Annotated in this window: 22 protein-coding genes and 1 riboswitch; of the genes, 12 read left to right on the top strand and 10 right to left on the bottom strand. The window is 66.7% G+C overall.

Annotated features, from left to right (window positions below):
* The 3 genes from OMP44_RS15940 to OMP44_RS15930 are packed head-to-tail and all read right to left on the bottom strand — an operon-like array spanning window position 1 to window position 2,522.
* Window positions 1-1,254, bottom strand: a complete 1,254-nt coding sequence (locus OMP44_RS15940) for an ABC transporter permease (RefSeq protein WP_187980956.1) — start codon at window positions 1,252-1,254, stop codon at window positions 1-3.
* A 1-nt stretch (window position 1,255) separates the two neighbouring features.
* The gene (locus OMP44_RS15935; protein WP_273861325.1) at window positions 1,256-1,963 is read right to left on the bottom strand and encodes an ABC transporter ATP-binding protein; all 708 of its coding nucleotides are present in this window, start codon (window positions 1,961-1,963) and stop codon (window positions 1,256-1,258) included.
* 7 nt (window positions 1,964-1,970) lie between these two features.
* Window positions 1,971-2,522, bottom strand: a complete 552-nt coding sequence (locus tag OMP44_RS15930; protein WP_273861324.1) for a ZrgA family zinc uptake protein — start codon at window positions 2,520-2,522, stop codon at window positions 1,971-1,973.
* A gap of 122 nt (window positions 2,523-2,644) precedes the next feature.
* Between OMP44_RS15930 and OMP44_RS15925 the strand changes: the two genes are divergently transcribed.
* Window positions 2,645-3,001 carry a hypothetical protein gene (locus OMP44_RS15925; RefSeq protein ID WP_133860569.1) on the top strand — a complete coding sequence of 119 codons (357 nt, stop codon included), beginning with the start codon at window positions 2,645-2,647 and terminating at the stop codon, window positions 2,999-3,001.
* Between the two features lie 126 nt (window positions 3,002-3,127).
* Here OMP44_RS15925 and trxA read toward each other — a convergent pair whose 3' ends face one another.
* The 4 genes from trxA to OMP44_RS15905 all read right to left on the bottom strand — a co-directional run bounded on the left by trxA (window position 3,128) and on the right by OMP44_RS15905 (window position 8,107).
* On the bottom strand, window positions 3,128-3,997 hold the full coding sequence (trxA, locus tag OMP44_RS15920; RefSeq protein WP_133860570.1) for a thioredoxin: 870 nt from the start codon (window positions 3,995-3,997) through the stop codon (window positions 3,128-3,130).
* A gap of 148 nt (window positions 3,998-4,145) precedes the next feature.
* The gene (ltrA, locus tag OMP44_RS15915; RefSeq protein WP_280309653.1) at window positions 4,146-5,879 is read right to left on the bottom strand and encodes a group II intron reverse transcriptase/maturase; all 1,734 of its coding nucleotides are present in this window, start codon (window positions 5,877-5,879) and stop codon (window positions 4,146-4,148) included.
* 1,119 nt (window positions 5,880-6,998) lie between these two features.
* Entirely contained in the window at window positions 6,999-7,646 is a 648-nt protein-coding gene (locus tag OMP44_RS15910) for a class I SAM-dependent methyltransferase (protein WP_280309651.1), read from the bottom strand.
* The gene (locus OMP44_RS15905; RefSeq protein WP_133860572.1) at window positions 7,643-8,107 is read right to left on the bottom strand and encodes a YbaY family lipoprotein; all 465 of its coding nucleotides are present in this window, start codon (window positions 8,105-8,107) and stop codon (window positions 7,643-7,645) included. The genes OMP44_RS15910 and OMP44_RS15905 overlap by 4 nt, the downstream gene beginning before the upstream one ends.
* Window positions 8,108-8,286: 179 nt before the next feature.
* Here OMP44_RS15905 and nrdR point away from each other — a divergent pair, with 179 nt between their 5' ends.
* The 10 genes from nrdR (at window position 8,287) to ribA (ending at window position 15,947) form a co-directional block, all read left to right on the top strand.
* Window positions 8,287-8,757, top strand: a complete 471-nt coding sequence (nrdR, locus tag OMP44_RS15900) for a transcriptional regulator NrdR (protein ID WP_007161213.1) — start codon at window positions 8,287-8,289, stop codon at window positions 8,755-8,757.
* Window positions 8,754-9,872 (top strand): bifunctional diaminohydroxyphosphoribosylaminopyrimidine deaminase/5-amino-6-(5-phosphoribosylamino)uracil reductase RibD, encoded by a 1,119-nt coding sequence (ribD, locus tag OMP44_RS15895; RefSeq protein ID WP_273861320.1) that lies wholly within the window; start codon window positions 8,754-8,756, stop codon window positions 9,870-9,872. Before nrdR ends, ribD begins: the two co-directional genes overlap by 4 nt.
* Window positions 9,873-9,928: 56 nt before the next feature.
* Window positions 9,929-10,087, top strand: a riboswitch (FMN riboswitch).
* 142 nt (window positions 10,088-10,229) lie between these two features.
* On the top strand, window positions 10,230-10,892 hold the full coding sequence (locus tag OMP44_RS15890) for a riboflavin synthase (protein ID WP_187980963.1): 663 nt from the start codon (window positions 10,230-10,232) through the stop codon (window positions 10,890-10,892).
* A gap of 10 nt (window positions 10,893-10,902) precedes the next feature.
* Window positions 10,903-11,991 carry a bifunctional 3,4-dihydroxy-2-butanone-4-phosphate synthase/GTP cyclohydrolase II gene (gene ribBA, locus OMP44_RS15885; protein ID WP_133860575.1) on the top strand — a complete coding sequence of 363 codons (1,089 nt, stop codon included), beginning with the start codon at window positions 10,903-10,905 and terminating at the stop codon, window positions 11,989-11,991.
* Between the two features lie 109 nt (window positions 11,992-12,100).
* Window positions 12,101-12,577, top strand: a complete 477-nt coding sequence (ribH, locus tag OMP44_RS15880) for a 6,7-dimethyl-8-ribityllumazine synthase (protein ID WP_007161209.1) — start codon at window positions 12,101-12,103, stop codon at window positions 12,575-12,577.
* The gene (nusB, locus tag OMP44_RS15875) at window positions 12,574-13,065 is read left to right on the top strand and encodes a transcription antitermination factor NusB (RefSeq protein WP_133860576.1); all 492 of its coding nucleotides are present in this window, start codon (window positions 12,574-12,576) and stop codon (window positions 13,063-13,065) included. Before ribH ends, nusB begins: the two co-directional genes overlap by 4 nt.
* 14 nt (window positions 13,066-13,079) lie before the next feature.
* Window positions 13,080-14,036 carry a thiamine-phosphate kinase gene (thiL, locus tag OMP44_RS15870; protein ID WP_187980964.1) on the top strand — a complete coding sequence of 319 codons (957 nt, stop codon included), beginning with the start codon at window positions 13,080-13,082 and terminating at the stop codon, window positions 14,034-14,036.
* 22 nt (window positions 14,037-14,058) lie between these two features.
* Window positions 14,059-14,568 carry a phosphatidylglycerophosphatase A family protein gene (locus OMP44_RS15865; RefSeq protein ID WP_280309642.1) on the top strand — a complete coding sequence of 170 codons (510 nt, stop codon included), beginning with the start codon at window positions 14,059-14,061 and terminating at the stop codon, window positions 14,566-14,568.
* A 27-nt stretch (window positions 14,569-14,595) separates the two neighbouring features.
* Window positions 14,596-15,228: a retropepsin-like aspartic protease family protein gene (locus OMP44_RS15860; RefSeq protein WP_187980965.1), complete on the top strand. Its 633-nt coding sequence runs from the start codon at window positions 14,596-14,598 to the stop codon at window positions 15,226-15,228.
* 95 nt (window positions 15,229-15,323) lie between these two features.
* Entirely contained in the window at window positions 15,324-15,947 is a 624-nt protein-coding gene (gene ribA / locus OMP44_RS15855; RefSeq protein ID WP_273861315.1) for a GTP cyclohydrolase II, read from the top strand.
* A gap of 32 nt (window positions 15,948-15,979) precedes the next feature.
* Here the strand turns inward: ribA and dxs are convergent, their stop codons facing one another.
* From dxs to OMP44_RS15840, 3 genes are all read right to left on the bottom strand, one after another.
* The gene (gene dxs / locus OMP44_RS15850) at window positions 15,980-17,917 is read right to left on the bottom strand and encodes a 1-deoxy-D-xylulose-5-phosphate synthase (RefSeq protein WP_280309639.1); all 1,938 of its coding nucleotides are present in this window, start codon (window positions 17,915-17,917) and stop codon (window positions 15,980-15,982) included.
* Window positions 17,918-18,068: 151 nt separating this feature from the next.
* Window positions 18,069-18,947, bottom strand: coding sequence for a polyprenyl synthetase family protein (locus OMP44_RS15845; RefSeq protein ID WP_187980968.1), 879 nt, complete (start codon window positions 18,945-18,947; stop codon window positions 18,069-18,071).
* Complete coding sequence (locus tag OMP44_RS15840) at window positions 18,944-19,186, bottom strand: exodeoxyribonuclease VII small subunit (protein WP_187980969.1); 243 nt, start codon at window positions 19,184-19,186, stop codon at window positions 18,944-18,946. The genes OMP44_RS15845 and OMP44_RS15840 overlap by 4 nt, the downstream gene beginning before the upstream one ends.
* A 263-nt stretch (window positions 19,187-19,449) precedes the next feature.
* On the opposite strand from OMP44_RS15840, the gene OMP44_RS15835 reads away from it, so the two are divergent.
* A partial coding sequence (locus tag OMP44_RS15835; protein WP_280309634.1) for a pyridoxal-phosphate dependent enzyme occupies window positions 19,450-19,741 on the top strand: 292 nt, incomplete at its 3' end.

Below are 19,741 nucleotides of genomic sequence, written 5' to 3'. Positions count from 1 at the left end.
CTACAAACGCACGGACAACCCGTCCGTGAGGGCCTGGCGACAGCCGCGCCAGGCCGGAATGCAGCCGAGCACCAGCGCCGCGAGCAGGATACCGCCGAGCAGTTGCCCATCGTAGAGCGAGGGCCAGTCCAGCGGCAATGCCAGGCCGTATTCCGCCAGCAGCCAGGGCCGGCCCAGCGCGATGGCGCCATAGAGCAGCGCCAGCCCGGCGAGACAGCCGGCCAGCGTAAGGGCCAGGGCTTCGGCCAGCAGCAGGCCGAACAGATGACGCGGCTGGGCGCCCACCGAGCGCAGGATGGCCATCTCGCGGCGTCGTTCGTTGAGACTGGCGAGCAGGGCGGTGAGCATGCCCACCAGCCCGGTGAGCACCACGCACAGCGACATCACCAGCAGCGCCTGTTCCGCCGTGCCGAGCAGGCCCCAGAGTTCCTGCAGGGCCACGCCGGGCAGGATGGCCAGCAGCGGCTCGCCACGGTACTCGTTGACCGCGCGCTGCACGGCAAAGGTGGCCACCCGACTCTTGAGGCCGACCAGGGCGGCGGTCAGGTCCTGGGGCGTGAGATCGCGCCGGCGCACCTCGGCGTCGCTCAGCGCAGGACCGGGCATGCCACCGCGCCAGTCCAGGTGCAGGGCGGTCATGCCGCTCAGCGGGATGTGCAGGGTGCGGTCGACGGGGGTACCGGTGGGGGCGAGGATGCCGACCACCGTGAAGGGGTGGTCGCTATGCTCGGTCAGGCTGATGGTGGCGACACCATGGGCCAGCACGACCCTGTCGCCCAGTTGATAGTGCAGCGCCTTGGCCACCTCGGCGCCCAGCACCACCTCGAAGACGTCGTTGAAGGGGCGACCCTGGGCCAGCCGCAGCGGCTGGTTGCGCCCGTAGTGATAGTGGGCGAAGTAGTTGCCGTCGGTACCCAGCACCCGGTAGCCGCGGTGGGAGTCGCCGAGGGACAGCGGGATGGTCCAGGCGACGCGGGGATCGGCGGCGAGCTTCTCGTAGCTCTCCCAGCGGATGTTGTTGGTGGCATTGCCGATGCGGAACACCGAGTAGAGCAGCAGATTGACCGCACCGGAGCGGGCGCCCACCACCAGGTCGGTACCGGCGATGGTGCTGGCGAAGCTGGCCTTGGCCTCGGTGCGCAACCGTTCGACGCCCAGCAGCAGGGCCACCGAGACGGCGATGGTGAAGACGGTGAGGAGGGCGGTGGCGCGACGATTGCGCAGGCTGGCCCAGGCCAGCGGCAGAAGCGGCATCCTAGGTCTCCGGCCGGGCGGCGTTGAGTTGGGCCAGGGTCAGGTGGCGGTCGAAACGACTGGCCAGACTGCGGTCGTGGCTGACGAACAGCAGGCCGGCGCCGGCGGCGGCGCACTCGGAGAACAGCAGCTGCAGGAAGGCATCGCGGTGATCGGTGTCCAGCGCCGAGGTGGGTTCGTCGGCGATCACCAGCTCCGGCTGGCCGATCAGGGCGCGGGCGGCGGCGACCCGCTGCTGCTGGCCGATGGAGAGTTCGCGGGCTGGACGGCGCGGCAGCGCGGGATCGCTCAGCCCCAGGGCGCAGAGCAGGGTCAGGGCCGCACCCCGCGGATCGCCGTGCCGCGCGGTGGCGCGCTCGCGGCGCAGCGCCGAGAACTGGCAGGGAAGCAGGACGTTGTCCAGCACCGAGAGAAAGGGCAGCAGGTTGAATTGCTGGAAGAGAAAGCCGGTGTGGTCGACGCGAAAGCGGTCGCGCCGGGCGGTGGCGAGCGTCCCCAGGTCCTGACCGAGCAGGCGCACCTGGCCGCGACCGGGGCGCTGCACGCCACCCAGCAGGCCGAGCAGGGTGGTCTTGCCACTGCCCGAAGGGCCTTCGAGGAACAGCGCCTCGCCGGGTGCCAGCTGGAAGTGCCGGATGTCCAGGCATTCCGCCTGGCCCGGCCAGGCGAAGCCGAGGTCCTGGATCTCGACCAGCGGGGCGGCGGTCACGACCGTCTTACCATTTCAGCTGCGGTTGCTTGGCGGTCAGTTCGGCGCCTTGCTGACCGCTGGCGACGATGGCCTGGGCCTCGACACTGTGACTGTTGGGGAAGCGGGCGAACCAGCCGGAGAGATCCAGGCTGGCGAGCGCGCCCGGCTTGCTGCAGCTGAAGCTCATGCTGGCGTCCACGTCGAGATGGCCGCTCGCGCTGGCGTCCTTGGCGAACAGCGGGCTGATGGCGCTGGCTTCGGTCAGGCGGCAATCGGCTGCCGCGGGCAGCTTCACCAGCGGCTGGGGATTCTCCAGGCTTTGGCGCAGAGCCGCGACGGCGTCCTCTTCCTGCTGGTTGCGCGGGGCATGTTCGAAGCCCAGCAGATCGGCCGCCGGACTGCGCCACTGCAATTCCAGGCCGGTTTCCGTCTGGGCCAGGTCGAGGTGGGATTCGCCGTGCACATGGGCGCCCAGGGCACCGTGCTCGTGTTCGTCATGGTCACTAGCGGTGCCTTGGGCAAAGGCCGGTTGAGCGAGCGCGGCGGCGAGGCAGAGGGTCAGCAGGGGCAGGCGCATGGATGGCTTCCAGTGGGTGGAAAGGCGCTATGTTATGTTGTTGCATTTGCCTGTCGCAACCTCGGTTTGGCGTCGGCCGATGGCTGTGGGAGCATGGGCCTCTGCACGACGAGGAGAACACCATGGTACGCATTCGCGGAACCATCGGCAGCCAGCCTGTGGATCTCACGGTGGAACTGGACGAGACCGACTGGCAGCGCCTGGCCGCAGCCCTGCAGCCGACGGCAGCGTCCCTCCCTGCTGCGGCGGTGGCCGCCGCCCCCAGCGGGCCCAAGTCGGGCGGCGACATGCTCTGGGATCAGGTGGTGAAATTGCTCAGCCAGGCTGGCCGACTCAGCGGGCCGGACATCCTGGTGGCCCTGGAAAAGCTGACCGGCAATCTGGGCGTGGCCAAGCAGCTGCTGGTACGGCTGAGGCACAGTCCCCAGGTGCGCATGGAGCGGGTGGGGGAGGCGCAGTTCTATATCTGGCAGGGATGAGACTGGGGGTAGGTGAGTGGAAAACGCTGCGCGGTTTTCCACGCTACGAAAGGTCCGCAGCGCCAGGCTGGCGCCGGCTGTGGACAAGGCTGCGCCTGGGGCGACGCAGCCGTTATCAATAGGTGCCTAGTACAGTGCCTGGTACAGGCGGCGGCGATAGGTGGCGACCAGCGGGTGATCGTTGCCCAGCAGATCGAAGACCTGCACCAAGGTCTTGCGCGGCAGGTCGTCACCGTAGCCGCGATTGCGGCGGAACAGGTCCAGCAGACCATCCAGGGCGGGTTCGTATTGCTGGCGGGCCAGTTGTTGCACGGCCAGCTGGTAGGCGGCTTCATCGTCGCCGGCATCGCGCGCCAGGCGACTCTTGAGCTCGGCCACCTCGGGCAGGCTGGCGGCCTGGCGCAGGAAGGTCAGCTGGGCCCGGGCGCCGGCCAGCGCCTGCTTGTGCTCATCGCCCTTGACCGCGTCCAGCACGGCCTGGGCGTCGTCCAGTTCGTTGCGCTCGGCCAGGCAGCGGGCATAGAGGATCAGCGCCAGGGCGTCACTGTTGTCTTCTTCGAGCAGCGCCTTGAGCAGCGCCTCGGCCTCGGCGAAGCGGCCCTCGGCGAACATCGCCTGGGCGGCGTCCAGCGGATCTTCCTCGGCCGGCGGCAAGGCCTGGACATGGGGTTCGAGCAGGGCGCGGATGGCCGATTCGGGCTGGGCGCCGGCGAAGCCGTCCACCGGCTGGCCATCCTTGAACAGCACCACCGTGGGCAGGCTGCGGATGCCGAATCTCATCACCAGTTCCTGCTCGATGTCGCAGTTGACCTTGGCCAGGTGCAGGGCGCCGCCATAGGACTCGGTGATCTTGGCCAGCAGCGGCATCAGCACCTTGCAGGGCGCGCACCACTCGGCCCAGAAGTCCACCAGCACCGGGGTGCTGAAGGAGGCGTCGATGACCTGTTGCTGGAAGGTGTCGAGGGTGGCGTCGAAAATGTAGGGGACCTGGCTCATGGCGGACTCGGCAGAGGCGGGTGGCCCCAGATCATTCCTGATCCGGAGCCCCCTAAGAACCGTGCTTGCGACTTTCACAGCACACGGCTCAAGCTTACGAAAAGTCAGCCCAGAGGCTGACCGGCAACGTTGACTAACGATCCTATCATTACAGACCGCTGTGTCGCAGAGTCACTTGTTTACGCTGGCTGTGAATCAGCGAGTGACAGTTGGGATGGAGAAGTACGCGATTTTTCAGAGTGTCCTTGCCGCCGTCCACCCGTCGAATGACATGGTGGTCGTCCCAGCCCGTTTCCCTGGTAATCGCGTGACCGCACAGAGCGCAGTTCCCTTTCTGGCGCCGGTAAAGGCTTAGGATTTGTTTCCTGAAACGCAGCTTGTGCTGCATCCTTTGAACCCTTAGCTTTTCCCATTTCTGCTCAAGCGCAGCGTCGTACGGGTGGTACCCGCCTGATAGACGCTTTTGGCGCTTGATTACGGTCTTCGCTAGCTCATAAAGCTCACGATACTTTCGCTCTCCCTTCTTGCCTCTATAGGGATGCGCGAACACCTGTTTCCGCCCGCCGATGGAATGGAAGTATTTGTTCCAGCTCCACGTAGCTAGCTTCTTCGGATGTCGGCGCTTCGCCCACCTTCGCAGCAACCAGAAAATCAAGTTATCTAGTTTCTTGAAGGTAGCTTTAGCAACAGCCTGAGAATGGTATTGAGCCCACCCTCGTAGTACCGGGTTCAGACGGCTGATCAACTCTTCCTGAGTCAGAGCCCCACTGGATCTCACTATGTCCCTTACCTTTCGATAGAACGTCGAGATGTTCTTCTTCGAGGGTTTGGTAAACAGTTTGGTCCGTCGGTAAGGCGATTTCGGCACGTATTTCCTGAAATTCCACCCTAGGAAATCAAAGCCCTGAAGGATGTGGGTTATCTGCGTTTTCTCTTGGGACAAGCTCACTCCTCGTATTGACAGGAATTGCTCGACCCAAGGTATGACCTCGTCAGTCAACAGCTCTTTGGTAGCTGCTGTGATGATGAAGTCGTCCGCGTATCGCACCACATGCACTCTGGGCGTATCGGCGTTGGTACCCGCTAGCTTTCTGGCCAGATGGCCTTTGAGCTGCTTCTCCAAACCGTTAAGGGTGGCGTTAGCCAAACAGGGCGAAATAATCCCACCTTGTGGCGTCCCGGCCTCCGTAGCCATGAAGTGTCGCCGGTCAATGACCCCGGCCTTCAACCAAAGCCGCAGTACCTTTTTGTCCATAGGGACGTTCTGGCACAGCCACTCGTGATTGATGTTGTCGAAGAACCCCTTGATGTCACCTTCCAGAACCCACATAGGTGAGTCGTCTTGCGACATTAACTGAAAGATTTCAACCATCGCATCAGCGGTCGAGCGATCCGGCCGGAAGCCGAAACTTTTCGGGTCGCTGGTGCTTTCGATGACGGGTTCCAGGGCGGACAGGTAGAGCGCTTGCATGGCCCGATCAAACATCGTCGGTATGCCTAGCGGGCGCTTTTCCTTCTTCCCTGGCTTCGGTATCCAAACCCTTTTTAGCGGTTTGGGCCGATAGCCTCGTTTCTCCGATAGACGCTTCGCGGCGTGGAGCTTGGCTGGAGGCGTCCCCCAGGTTTCTCCATCGACGCCCGGAGTCTTGCGACCCCGGTTTTCCGTCACCCGTCTTACAGCCATACAGCGGCCATAAAACGAATGGGTCAGTAACCGTTGTAGGCGTTTAACCCTACGCCAGTCACCGGCCATTGTTGCCTGCGCAATCTTCAACTGCGTTTTCCGAACGGAGATCTGGATCTTGGCCCAATCGAGATCGTGCCAGCCCTTCACGCCTTCAGGAGACGCAGACGAAACCGATGTTTCTGGTTGCGTATTCATACAGTCCTCCTCAGGTCAGTAACCTTCGGGACGGACTTCTCCCCCTAGGGGTTGAAGTCACCCCTAGGGTCGTTTCGCTGGAAATCAGCACTAGATCATGCGCCCGTAAACCAGGTGCACGTCAGCCAGGGTTGCCCCTGTCGATGATGTTTCAACCGATATGCCGCCCATTACAGACAGCCATTCGCTTTTTGCACCCTCCCATTCCCCACACCCAACAGCTTTCCTTGCGGATTGCCTGCCTTCCGATGTTGCTGGTTAGGCGGGTGGTCGGGATTGCCACGTTCCCCGCTGTGCATCGATTCCCCGGTTAGGTTCCATCTTTCCCCCGGCAGTCGTAGTGGTACCGCGTCGCTTCTTTCGACAGCGAGCGCCGATCTGCTTTGCCGATTTTGGCCAGGGCCCATAAATTGCCGTGGGCCCAGTAGTGCTTACGAGGGTTCGAACGATGATTCACATGAGTTAACCATGCGGGTTGGGTCACTAGCCCCTTGCCTCCGTGCAATTCGGAAGCGTCACGCTGCTGTTGCCAGACCTGCGTGTCCCGTGAGGGATAGGACGTTGTCCACCGGGCTTCACACCTCAGGGTTGGCCCCCGACGCATGCCGATGTAGTGAACTGGCAGGTACATGCCAGGCTCGGTACCCCCTGTATTAGCAAGGTTGAGCAATGCACAAGCGGAGCGGTTGCTCCGTGCTTGGACGAGATACCCTAGCGTCTCACGACGTTGGCATGGGCCAAATGAGACCAAGGCATCCCAGAGATGGATTGACCCCTTGCGGGGTCAAATCACCCACAGGGATTCTTGTTACATTTAGATACAATTTCCATGGCGGAAACTGCTCTCTGTTACGTCTGACTGATCAATTTATAGCCAAAAATGGCCAAATTTGAGACGTACTTACCCTGGCAAGCAGGGATCGCATTGTCCCCACAAGTGGGTCGAATCAGGCGCGGCAGAGCCGGCTCTCGTGCTTTATTTAGGCTTCAAACCCCTGGAGAACAAGGGTTTCGGCGCCAAGACTAAGCTGGTCGACCAAGCACAACACGAGCATTCGTGTCGCACCGAAAGATGCACTATAGGTGGGGGCGCCGGGCTTGGAAACAAGGCGGGCCAGCTCAACCCCGATAGAGCGCCACGCGGCGGAATTCGTCCGGCTCGGCCAGATCCGGCAGGGTGCAGGCGTGGAGTTCGGTGATGCGGGTGAAGCCGGGGTGGGCCAGGTCGCGCATCCGCGAGTCGGCCAGCAGGATCCGTTCTGCACGCGTCTGCAGGAGCGCCAGTAGCGGCAGGTTGGCACGGTCGTAGAGCACATCGGCGGCCAGGATGAGCTCGAAGCGCTCGGTGCTGGCGTGCAGATCGTCCAGCGTCTCGATCTGCACGGCGTTGGCCCGGGCATTGGCACGGCAGGCTTTCAAGGCCAGCGGATCGAGGTCGCAGCAGACCACCCGCGCCGCGCCGGCCCGCGCGGCGGCGAGTCCGGCGATGCCCGAGCCGCTGCCGAAATCCAGCACCTGGCGGCCGGCGACGTGCTCGGGATGGGCGACGATCCAGCGCGCCAGGGCCAGACCGCTGGCCCAGCAGAAGGCCCAGTAGGGCGGTGCCTCCAGCAGGCGCTGGGTTTCCGCCGGGGAAAAGGCCCGCGCCATATTGGCCGGATCGATCAGCCACAGCGACAGGTCGCTGCCGGGCAATGCCTGCAAGGAGAGGCAGGCGTCGCCCAGCAGGGCGGTCAGGGCGGCAGCGAGATCGGCAGGGGGCGTCACGGGGTCTGGTTCAGCACCAGTTCGCCGAGATTCTGCGTGGTCGGTCCGCCGACATTCACCGGCGGCAGATAGCTGGCCAGTTGCCCGGCCTGGATCAGGCGCGCGTGGAATTCCACCTTGAGATCCGGGCGGGTGGGAAAGATCTCTGGATTGAAGGGCAGGCGGAAGGCCAGGGGCGCGCCCTTGCCGGTCACCGTCTCGCTGGCCAGCAGACGCTGGGGCAGGCCCTTGGCGTTGACCGCCAGCAGCGCGATCTCGACCTGGGCACCCGCCGGGACCAGACCCTGGGCATTGCGCAGCACCCCGGAGATCTCGCGCAGGTTGGCCGGAGTGGGGGCACCGACCACCGGAACCGGTTCGTCGGCCGGGGTGGTGGGCTGCGGCGGCGTGGTTTCGGGTGGGCTGGAGCAGGCCGCGAGCAGACCGGTGAAGAGCAGGGGCAGGAGGGCGCGTGGGGTCATGGCGGGATCCGGAGGTCGCGGCCGGCGAGGGCTGCACGGGAGGCTGGAGAGGTCGTCGAACACAGGGCGCTCTTATAGCCCGGCGGCCCCTGGCTGTCGATTCGTCAGGCACCCGGAGGTTCCCGGCAGGGAGTGATCGGGTACCATGAGGGCTTTCCCTTCCGGCGATCGACTCTCTCATGCATTGTCCCTTCTGCGGCGCCCACGACACCAAGGTCACGGATTCCCGGCTGGTCGCGGCCGGTGAGCAGGTGCGCCGGCGACGTGAGTGCCTGGCCTGCCAGGAGCGCTTCACCACCTTCGAGACCGCCGAACTGGTGCTGCCACGGCTGATCAAGCAGGACGGCACCCGCCAGCCCTTCGACGAGGACAAGTTGCGCGCCGGCATGCAGCGTGCCCTGGAGAAGCGGCCGGTCAGCGTCGAGCGTCTGGAAGAAGCCATCGCCCTGATCAAGCACCGCCTGCGCGCCACTGGCGAGCGCGAGATCCGTTCGCGGGTGGTGGGTGAACTGGTGATGGACGAACTGCGCAAGCTGGACCAGGTGGCCTACATCCGCTTCGCCTCGGTCTATCGGCAATTCCAGGACCTGGCCGAATTCCGCGACGAGATCGAGCGCCTGGCCCAGGATCCGGGCAAGCAGCCGGTATGAGCGCCATGGGGAGCGACGAAGTCTGGATGGCCCGCGCCCTGGCGCTGGCCGCCTGCGGCCGCTACAGCACGGCGCCCAATCCGCGGGTGGGCTGCGTCATCGTCCGCGACGGCCAGGTGGTAGGCGAAGGCTGGCACCGCCAGGCCGGCGGTCCCCATGCCGAGGTGCACGCGCTGCGCCAGGCGGGGGAGGCGGCGCGTGGCGCCACTGCCTATGTGACCCTGGAGCCCTGCAGCCATCATGGCCGCACCCCGCCTTGCGCCGATGCCCTGGTAGCCGCCGGCGTGGCCGAGGTGGTGGCGGCCATGACCGATCCCAATCCGCTGGTGGCCGGGCGCGGCCTGGCGCGGCTCTCCGCCGCCGGCATCGCCACCCGCGCTGGCGTCCTGGAAGCCGAGGCGCGAGCGCTCAACGCCGGCTTCATCCAGCGCATGCTCACCGGGCGGCCCTTCGTGCGGGTCAAGCTGGCCCTGAGTCTGGATGGCCGCACCGCCATGGCCAATGGCGAAAGCCAGTGGATCACCGGCCCGGCGGCGCGCCAGAGCGTCCAGCGGCTGCGCGCCGAGGCGGGGGTGGTGATCACCGGCGCCGATACCGTGCTGGCCGATGGCGCCCGCCTGACCGTGCGTCAGGCGGAACTGGGCCTGAGCGGAGACGAACTGCAACTGGCCACCCTGCGTACGCCGCAGCGGCTGCTGGTGGACGGCCGTGGCCGGGTGCCGCTGGATGCCCCCTTCTTTCAGGCCGGCGCGGCACGGGTCGCCGGTATGGCCGCGGCGGCGCCCGGCTATGCAGCGGCCGGTCACGACTACCTGGCGCTGCCCGGTAGCCAGGGCCAGGTCGATCTGGCGGCCCTGCTGACCCGCCTGGGCAGCGAGCAGGTCAATGACGTCCTGGTGGAAGCCGGGCCGCGTCTGGCCGGTGCCTTCGCCCAGGCCGGGCTGGTCGACGAATATCACCTGTTCCTGGCGCCCAGGTTCCTCGGTTCCAGCGCCCGGCCGCTGCTGGACTGGCCGCTGGTGCACCTGGCCGAGGCCCCGCAGCTGGAGATCCTCAGCGTCACCCCGGTAGGCGCCGACCTGCACCTGATCGCCCGACCGGCCAGGGACACCTGACGCCCCTGGCCCCGCGGCGGCGAACTGTGTTACAAAACCTGCGCTGCCCTCGGGTGGCGAGTTCTCAGGGCGGGGTGCAATTCCCCACCGGCGGTAACGCCCGATAAGTCGGGACGAGCCCGCGAGCGCTCTCTCGTCCTCTGCGGCGGGAGAGGTCAGCAGACCCGGTTGGATTCCGGGGCCGACGGTCATAGTCCGGATGAGAGAGAACGGGATAGCCTTGCCTGGCAGGGGTGCGAGCCCCTCGTCCGTCTGATTTCCCTTCTGTCCGTACGCCCTGTTTTTTCACCGAAACAGGAGTTCGTCGATGTCTAGCTGCACCGCCTTTCTGGCTCTACCTCGCGGAGGCCTGAGCTGATGTTTACCGGAATCATCGAAGCCCTCGGCGAGATCCGCGCGCTCACGCCCAAGGGCGGAGACGTGCGCCTTTATGTCGCCACCGGCAAGCTCGACCTTGCCGACGTCAAGCTCGGCGACAGCATCGCCGTCAACGGAGTCTGCCTTACCGCCGTGGACTTGCCTGGCGACGGCTTCTGGGCCGACGTCAGTCGCGAGACCCTGAGCCTCACCAGCCTGGGCGGCCTCAAGCCCGGCAGCAAGGTCAACCTGGAAAAGGCGCTGATGCCCACCAGTCGCCTCGGCGGCCACCTGGTCAGCGGCCACGTGGACGGCCTCGGCGAAGTGGTCTCCCGCACCGATAATGCCCGCGCCGTGCAGTTTCGCCTGCGTGCCCCGGCCGAGCTGGCCCGCTACATCGCCCTCAAGGGCTCGATCACCGTGGACGGCGTCAGCCTCACGGTGAACGCGGTGGACGGCGCCGAATTCGAGCTGACCATCGTCCCCCACACCCTCGGCGAGACCATCATGGCCGACTACCGCCCCGGTCGGCGGGTGAACCTGGAGGTGGACCTGCTGGCCCGCTACCTGGAGCGCCTGCTACTGGGCGACAAGGCCGCCGAGTCCAGCAAGGGCGGCGTCACCGAAACCTTTCTCGCCGAACACGGCTATCTGCAGCGCTAAGGACGACACCGTGGCACTTTCCAGCATCGAAGACATCATCCAGGACATCCGCGCGGGCAAGATGGTCATCCTCATGGACGACGAGGACCGCGAGAACGAAGGCGACATCATCATCGCCTCCGAATGCGTCACCGCCGAACACATCAACTTCATGGCCCGCCACGCGCGGGGCCTGATCTGCATGCCCATGAGCAAGGGCCTCTGCGAGCGCCTCAACCTGCCGATGATGGCCAGCCGCAACGCCTCCGGCTTCGGCACCAAGTTCACCGTCTCCATCGAGGCCGCCGAGGGCATCAGCACCGGCATCTCCGCCGCCGACCGCGCCCGTACCGTGCAGGCCGCCATCGCCAAGGACGCCAAGGCCGGCGACGTGGTCAGCCCCGGCCACATGTTCCCGCTGATGGCCCAGCCCGGCGGCGTGCTGGCCCGTGCCGGCCATACCGAAGCCGCCTGCGACCTGGCGCGCATGGCCGGTTTCGCCGAGAGCGGGGTGATCTGCGAGGTGATGAACGACGACGGCACCATGGCCCGTCGCGACGAACTCGAAGCCTTCGCCGAGCAGCATGGCCTCAAGGTCGGCACCATCGCCGATCTGATCCACTACCGCCTGCTCCACGAGCACACCGTCAAGCGCATCGACGAGCAGCAGCTGGAGACCGAGCTCGGTCCGTTCAAGCTGGTGACCTACCGCGACGAGGTGGAGGGCGACGTCCACCTGGCGCTGATCCGTGGCGACCTGGCCGGCCAGGAGCTGCCGCTGGTGCGGGTGCACAACATGGATCCGCTGCGCGACCTGCTGCAGGTGCAGCAACCGGGTCGCTGGAGTCTGCGTGGCGCCATGGAGCGCGTGGCCCGCGAGGGCACCGGCGTGGTGCTGCTGCTCGGTCACTCGATCGAGGGCGACGACCTGCTGGCGCACCTGCGCGAGCCGCTGCCGGTGCCCAAGGCGCTGTCCACCTACAGCACCGTCGGTGCCGGTTCGCAGATCCTCCGCGACCTGGGCATTCGTCAGATGCGCCTGCTCAGCTCGCCGATGAAGTTCAACGCCATATCCGGCTTCGACCTGGAAGTAGTAGACTATCTGCCTCCTGAAGAATGACCCTTCCGCCTGGCGCGCCCCGCCCGGGTGGTGCGGCGCGCTTCACCTGGATTTCCACGGACGGCCTGGCACTGCCGGCCGTCCGGCTCTTTGACAACTGGACCCGCACATGAACATCAAGACCTTTGAAGGCACCTTCATCGCTCCCCAGGGCCGCTTCGCCCTGGTGGTCGGTCGTTTCAACAGCTTCGTCGTCGAAAGCCTGCTGCAGGGCGCCATCGACGCCCTGGTGCGTCACGGCATCAAGCCGGACGACCTGACCATCATCCGCGTCCCTGGCGCCTTCGAGATCCCGCTGGCGGTGCAGAAGATCGCCCAGCGCGACGAATTCGACGCCATCATCGCCCTCGGCGCGGTGATCCGTGGCGGCACCCCCCACTTCGAATACGTGGCCGGCGAGTGCACCAAGGGCCTGGCCCAGGTCTCCATGGAATTCGGCGTACCGGTGTCCTTTGGCGTCCTCACCGTCGACTCCATCGAGCAGGCCATCGAGCGCTCCGGCACCAAGGCCGGCAACAAGGGCGCCGAAGCGGCCCTGTCCGCTCTGGAAATGGTCAGCCTGCTGGCGCAGCTGGAGGCCAAGTGAGCGGCGATCTGACTCCGCCCGCGGCCGGCAAGCCCGCGGGCAAGAAGGCCCCCACCGGCAAACTGGCTGCTCGCCGCGAAGCGCGCAGCCTGTCGGTCCAGGCCCTGTACCAGTGGCACATGGCGGGCCAGGCGATCAACGAGATCGAGGCGCAGTTTCGCGTCGACAACGATTTCGCCAAGGTCGACGGCGCCTACTTCCATGAAGTCCTGCATGGCGTCCCGGCCAACAAGAGCGAGATCGACGGTCTGATCCTGCCCTGCCTGGACCGCGCCATGAACGAGGTGGATCCGGTCGAGCTGGCCGTGCTGCGGCTGTCCTGCTACGAGCTGCTCAAGCGCATCGACGTGCCCTACCGGGTGGTGATCAACGAAGGCATCGAGATGGCCAAGATCTTCGGCGCCACCGATGGCCACAAGTTCGTCAACGGCGTGCTGGACAAGCTGGCGCCCAAGCTGCGCAGCGCCGAGTTGCGCGGCAAGCGCTGATTGCCCACGTCGGCATGGGTGAATTCGAACTCATCCGTCGCTATTTCGCCGCGGCGCCCTGCGCTCGCGGCGGTCCCGGCGTGGCGCTGGGCATCGGCGATGACTGCGCGCTGCTGGCACCCGCTCCCGGTGAGCAACTGGCGGTCTCCACCGACACCCTGACCGCCGGGGTGCATTTCCCCGATCCCTGCCCGGATGCCCATGGCCTCGGCCAGCGTGCCCTGGCAGTGAGCGCCAGCGACCTGGCCGCCATGGGCGCCGCGCCCCTGGGTTTCACCCTGGCGTTGACCCTGCCGTCCGTCGAGCCCGCCTGGCTGGAAGGCCTGGCGGCAGGCCTCGCGCAGATGGCCGAACAGTGCGAGCTGCGCCTGGTCGGTGGTGACACCACTCGCGGTCCGCTGTCCCTCACCCTCACGGTCTTCGGCCAGGTGCCGGCCGGCCAGGCGCTGCTGCGCAGCGGTGCCCGCCCGGGCGATCTGCTGTGCCTGGGCGGTGCGCCGGGTGAGGCGGGCGGGGCCTTGCCCTTCGTCCTCGGTCAGCGTGCAGCGGAGGGCGCCGCCAGTCGGCACCTGCTGGCGCGCTACTGGGCACCCCAGCCGCAATTCGAGCTCGGCCTCTGGCTGCGCGGGCGGGCGACGGCGGCCCAGGACGTTTCCGACGGCCTGGTCGCCGATTGCGGCCACATCGCCGCCGCCTCCGGCGTCCGCCTGGTCGTGGAGACGGCGCGGCTGCCGGTGAGTCCTGCGCTGACCGAACTCTTCCCCGCCGACGAGGTGCTGCGCCTGGCCCTGGGCGCCGGCGACGACTACCTGCTGGTCTTCACCCTGCCGCCCGAGCAGGCGCCGGCCCTGGCCGCCGCCTGGCCCCAGGCACAGGTGATCGGGCGGGTCGAGACGGGTAGCGGCGTCCAGGTGCTCGCCGCCGACGGTCAGCCGCTGACGCCGATACACACCGGTTTCCAACATTTCTAGCGCCCTGGCGCGGAGTCCATCCTTGAGCGAACAGCAAGCCCCCGCCCAGCCGGTCCCCCTGTCGGTCTGGCGCGATCCCTGGCACTTCCTGGCCTTTGGCCTGGGTTCCGGCACCCTGCCCAAGGCGCCCGGCACCTGGGGGTCACTGATCGCCTTGCCCTTCGTGCCGCTCTGGCAGTTGCTCAGCGGCTGGAGCTATCCGCTGCTGCTGGTGCTGCTCTCCGTGTTCGGCTGCTGGCTGTGCGGCAAGGTCGCCCGGGAGCTGGGCGTGCACGACCACGAGGGCATCGTCTGGGACGAGATGGTCGGCATCTGGATCACCTTCTGGCTGGCGCCTCCGGGCTTGATCTGGCTGCTGGTGGGTTTCGTCGCCTTCCGCGTGCTGGACATCTGCAAGCCCTGGCCAATCCGCTGGCTGGATGTCAATGTCCGCGGCGGCGTCGGCATCATGGTCGACGATGTACTGGCCGGCATCCTCGCCTGGCTGGTGGTTCAGGGATTACACATCGGTTGGGGTCATCTCGTCGGCTGACGAGACGCAGGCCCAAGGAGCAGGGCAGTGAAGAGACTGGGCGCGTGCGGCCTCATCTGGGCCGTCGGTACGCTCGCCTGGGCGCAACCCCAGGTCAGGGTCGTGGGGTTGTTCAATGGCGCCGCGGTGGTCAACGTCAATGGCCAGCGCAAATTGCTGCGAGTCGGCCAGCGCCTGGACGACGTCGAGGTGGTCAGCGCCGATCCCCAGCAGGCGGTGCTGCGTATCGACGGCCGGACCCAGACCTTTGCCCTCGACCGCGAATACAGCGACGGCTACAGCGCTCCGCAGCGCCGAGAATTCAGCGTGCCGCGCAGCAACAACGGTCATTACCAGGTCACCGCCAACGTCAATGGCCGTCCGGTGTCGCTGCTGGTGGACACCGGCGCCACCAGTGTCGCCCTGAGTGGCGCCCAGGCCGATCAGCTGGGCATCAGCTATCGCGACGGCACCCCGGGCTGGGTGGAAACCGCCAGCGGTCATGCCCGCGCCTGGCGCACCACGCTCAAGCAGGTGCGCCTGGGTGATATCGAGGTGGTCGGGGTGGACGCCATGGTCCTGGAGGGCAACTATCCCAGCCAGGGCCTGCTGGGCATGAGTTTCCTCAATCGCGTGGGCTGGCGGGAGGCCCAGGGCATCTTCTACGTGCAGGCACGCTGATAGATCAGCGGGTATCGACGTCATAACCCCTGGCGATGACGCCGGGCCCGGGGAAAAGGTTACAATGTACGTCTTTCCCCGCCAGGAGCCCGCAGGTGTCCGTCGTCTTTGTCGCCGCCTCCCAATTGCCCACCCCCTTCGGCCTGTTCACCATGCACGGTTTCCTCGACGAGACCGATGGCAAGGAGCATGTCGCCCTGACCTTCGGTGACGTGGCCGATGGCGAGCCGGTGCTGGGCCGCCTGCATTCCGAGTGCCTGACCGGCGACGCGCTGTTCAGCCTGAGATGCGACTGCGGCTTCCAGCTGGAGGCGGCGCTGCGCGCCATCGCCGAAGCCGGTCGTGGCGTGCTGCTCTATCTGCGTCAGGAAGGGCGTGGCATCGGCCTGCTCAACAAGATCCGCGCCTATGAGCTGCAGGATGCCGGGGCCGATACCGTGGAAGCCAACGAGCGCCTGGGCTTCGGCGCCGACCAGCGCACCTATGCGCTGTGCAAGCCGATGCTCGACCACCTGGGGGTCACTTCGCTGCGCCTGATGACCAACAATCCGCGCAAGGTGAAGGCGCTCGAGGTCCTGGGCATTCCGGTCGCCGAGCGGGTGCCGCTGCAGGAAGGCCTCAATCCGCACAATCGCCGCTATCTGCTGACCAAGGCCGGCAAGCTCGGCCATATGCTCGGCAATCTGCATCAGAACGAAGACGTGGAAAAGGCGCCCTAGGGCGCCTTTTTTCATCTCAGCCTGGCTGCCGCTCAGGCTTCCTTGCGCAGACCGGTCGGCGCTGCCGCAAGGTCCGGGAGGGCCAGGCGCTCGCGGACCGCGCGCTCGATGCCGGCTTCATCAAGGCCGCACTCGGCCAGCATGTCGGCCGGCTTGGCGTGTTCGATGTAGCTGTCCGGCAGGCCCAGGTTGAGCACGGGCTGGACCAGGGCACTGGCCTGCAGGAATTCGTTGACCGCACTGCCGGCGCCGCCCATGACGCTGTTTTCCTCGACGGTGACCAGCAGATCGTGGTCCGCGGCGAACTGGCGGATCAGCGCCTCGTCCAGCGGCTTGACGAATCTCATGTCGGCCACGCTGGCGTCCAGGCGCTCGGCGACCTGCAGGGCCTCGGCCAGTTGCACGCCAAACACCAGGAAGCCGACCTTGGGGCCGCTCTTCAGGCCGCTCTGGCGACGCACCACGCCCTTACCGATGGGCAGGGGTTCCAGGCCCGGATCGAGGGCGGCGTTGGGACCGCTGCCGCGCGGGTAGCGCACCGCGGCGGGGCCCTGGTGGCGATAGCCGGTGGTGAGCAGGCGGCGCAGCTCGTTTTCGTCGCTGGGCGCCATGATCACCATGCCGGGAATGCAGCGCAGGTAGGACAGGTCGAAGCTGCCGGCGTGGGTCGGGCCGTCTTCGCCGACCAGGCCGGCGCGGTCGATGGCGAAGAGTACGTCCAGGTTCTGCACCGCCACGTCGTGGATCAGCTGGTCGTAGCCACGCTGCAGGAAGGTGGAATAGATGGCCACCACCGGCTTCATGCCATCGCAGGCCAGGCCCGCGGCCAGGGTCACCGCGTGCTGCTCGGCGATGGCCACGTCGAAGTAGCGCTCGGGATAGCGTTCGGCGAAGCGGACCAGGTCGGAGCCTTCCTTCATCGCCGGGGTGATGCCCACCAGCTTGGTATCGGCGGCGGCCATGTCGCACAGCCAGTCGCCAAAGATGTTGGAGTACTTGGGTGCGCCCGGGCGCTTGGGCTTGGCGTCCAGCGGCTCCAGCTTGGTGATGGCGTGGTAGCTGATGGGATCGGCCTCGGCGATGGACAGGCCCTTGCCCTTGCGGGTGATGACGTGGAGGAACTGCGGACCCTTGGCATCGCGCAGGTTGCGCAGGGTGGTGACCAGGGTCGGCAGGTCGTGGCCGTCGATGGGGCCGATGTAGTTCCAGCCCAGCTCCTCGAACAGGGTGCCGGGTACCAGCATGCCCTTGGCGGCCTCTTCGGTGCGGCGGGCGATTTCCCAGGCGCCGGGCAGCTTGGAGAGGGCCTTCTTGCCGTTCTCGCGCAGGTGCTGGTAGGTGCGGCTGGAAAGCAGCCGCGCCAGGTAGTTGGACAGGCCACCGACGTTGCGCGAGATGGACATGTCGTTGTCGTTGAGCACCACCAGCATGTTGGCGCCGGTGTCAGATGCGTGGTTGAGCGCCTCGAAGGCCATGCCCGCGGTCAGGGCGCCGTCGCCGATCACAGCGACCGACTTGCGCTCGAGCCCCTGCAGCTGGGCGGCGATGGCCATGCCCAGGGCGGCGCCGATGGAGGTGCTGGAGTGACCGACGCCAAAGGTGTCGTACTCGCTCTCGCTGCGGCGCGGGAAGGCGGCCAGGCCGTCCTTCTGGCGCAGGCTGGCCATGCCTTCGCGACGGCCGGTGAGGATCTTGTGCGGATAGGCCTGGTGACCGACATCCCACACCAGCCGGTCTTCCGGGGTGTTGAAGACGTAGTGCAGGGCCACGGTCAGTTCGATGACACCCAGGCCGGCGCCGAAGTGACCGCCGGTCTGGCCCACGGTCCACAGGAGAAAGGCGCGCAGTTCGTCGGCGACGGCTTCCAGCTCGGCGTCACCGAGCTGGCGCAGCTGGACCGGCGAGTCGATGCGGTCGAGCAGGGGCGTCGCGGGACGCTGGCGGGGAATCTCGTGAAACGTCTTGGGCATCTGGCTGATCACTTTGCGCAGAGAATTAGGCAGTTTACCCGATGCCCGCGTGGCATCCCAACAGCGGGCAGGGCGTCTTGTTATGCCCCTGTGACAACGGACCCGGGGGCAAATGCGGCCCGGGGCACGAGTTTTTCCGCCGGAGGCGCGTCTAGCTACGTCGTTCCACGATGTAGCGGGCCAGGGCGCGCAGGGGTTCGGCCGGAGTGCCAAGCGGCTCGATGGCGGCCAGGGCGGTGTCGCGCAGCTCCAGGGCATAGGCCTTGGCGGCGTCCAGGCCGAGCAGCGCCGGGTAGGTCGGTTTGTCGCGGGCGAGATCGGCGCCCTGGCGTTTGCCCAGGGTCTGGGTATCGCTTTCGATGTCGAGCACGTCGTCCCAGACCTGGAAGGCCAGGCCGATGGCCTCGGCATAACGGGCCAGGGCGTCGCGCTCGGCGGCACCGGCGGCTTCGCTGGCCAGGGCGCCGAGTTGCACGCTGGCGGCGATCAGGGCGCCGGTCTTGTGCAGGTGCATGGTCTCCAGCGCCGGCTGGTCGATGCGCCGGCCGACCGACTCCAGGTCGATGGCCTGGCCGCCGACCATGCCCGCCGGACCGCTGGCGCGCGCCAGTACCGCGATCATCTCCAGTCGCACCGCGGCAGCCTGGGGCGCCGCCAGCAGGGTCTCGAAGGCCAGGGTCTGCAGGCCGTCGCCGGCAAGGATGGCGCAGGCCTCGTCATAGGCCTTGTGGGTGGTGGGCCGGCCGCGGCGCAGGTCGTCATCGTCCATGGCCGGCAGGTCGTCGTGGACCAGGGAATAGGCGTGGATCAGCTCCACCGCGCAGGCGGCCTGGTCGGCGCGCGCCGGATCGCCACCCAGGGCTTCGCAGGCGGCATAGACCAGCAACGGCCGTACCCGCTTGCCGCCACCCATGACGCTGTAGGCCATGGCGGCATAGAGCCGGGCGAGTTCGGCGCGGGGGGCGGTGAAGAGCGGGGCAAGGGCGGTATCGACGCGGGTCTGGCAGCGTTGCTGGTAGGCCTCGATCATGCGTCGTCCCCGACCGGGGCGAAGGGGGCGGTGCTGAGTTCGCCGTCCTTTTCCAGCAGGATCTGCACCTTCTGCTCGGCCTGGGCCAGGGCACCCTGGCATTCGCGGGTCAGGCGGATGCCCTGTTCGAAGGCGCCGAGGGAGTCCTCCAGGGACAGCTCGCCGCTCTCCAGGCGTTCCACCAGGGTCTGCAGTTCGGCCAGGGATTGTTCGAAGTCGGGAGCTTTCTTGCGGGCCATCGGGATTCTCGGCAGAGGCGATCGGGTCGCGGGAAGTGGGCAACAGGTTGACCATTGTGCCACAGCCATCGGCGCCGCTTGACGCCGTGCCCGGCCAGGCCCTAGGGTAGCGCTCATGAACACGCGCAGCCGCCAACGCCCCAGCATTATTACCGCCATTACCTGATGGCGGGACAGCGTTAGCTGCGTAACCAGACCCGCCCAAGAGGCGGGTTTGTACTTTCTGACTCCTGGGCCCCGACGAAACACCCCAGGAGCCCGCCATGACCGTCCAGGAACCCGCCACCGATCTCTTGCATCGCTATGCCCGCAAGATCCTCGAAGCCCCCGTCTACGACGTGGCGATCGAAACGCCCCTGCAACCGGCGCGGGCGCTGTCCGAGCGGCTGGGCTGCCAGGTGCTGCTCAAGCGCGAAGACCTGCAGCCGGTGTTTTCCTTCAAGATCCGCGGCGCCTACACCAAGCTGGCCAGCCTCTCGGCCAGCGAGAAGGCCCGCGGGGTGATCACCGCCAGCGCCGGCAACCACGCCCAGGGCCTGTCCCTGGCGGCCCGCG

Origin of the sequence: Pseudomonas flavocrustae, assembly GCF_029872515.1 — a bacterium.
GTDB classification, from domain to species: Bacteria; Pseudomonadota; Gammaproteobacteria; order Pseudomonadales; family Pseudomonadaceae; genus Chryseomonas; species Chryseomonas aestiva.
This window is presented reverse-complemented; position numbering and strand designations above follow the sequence as displayed.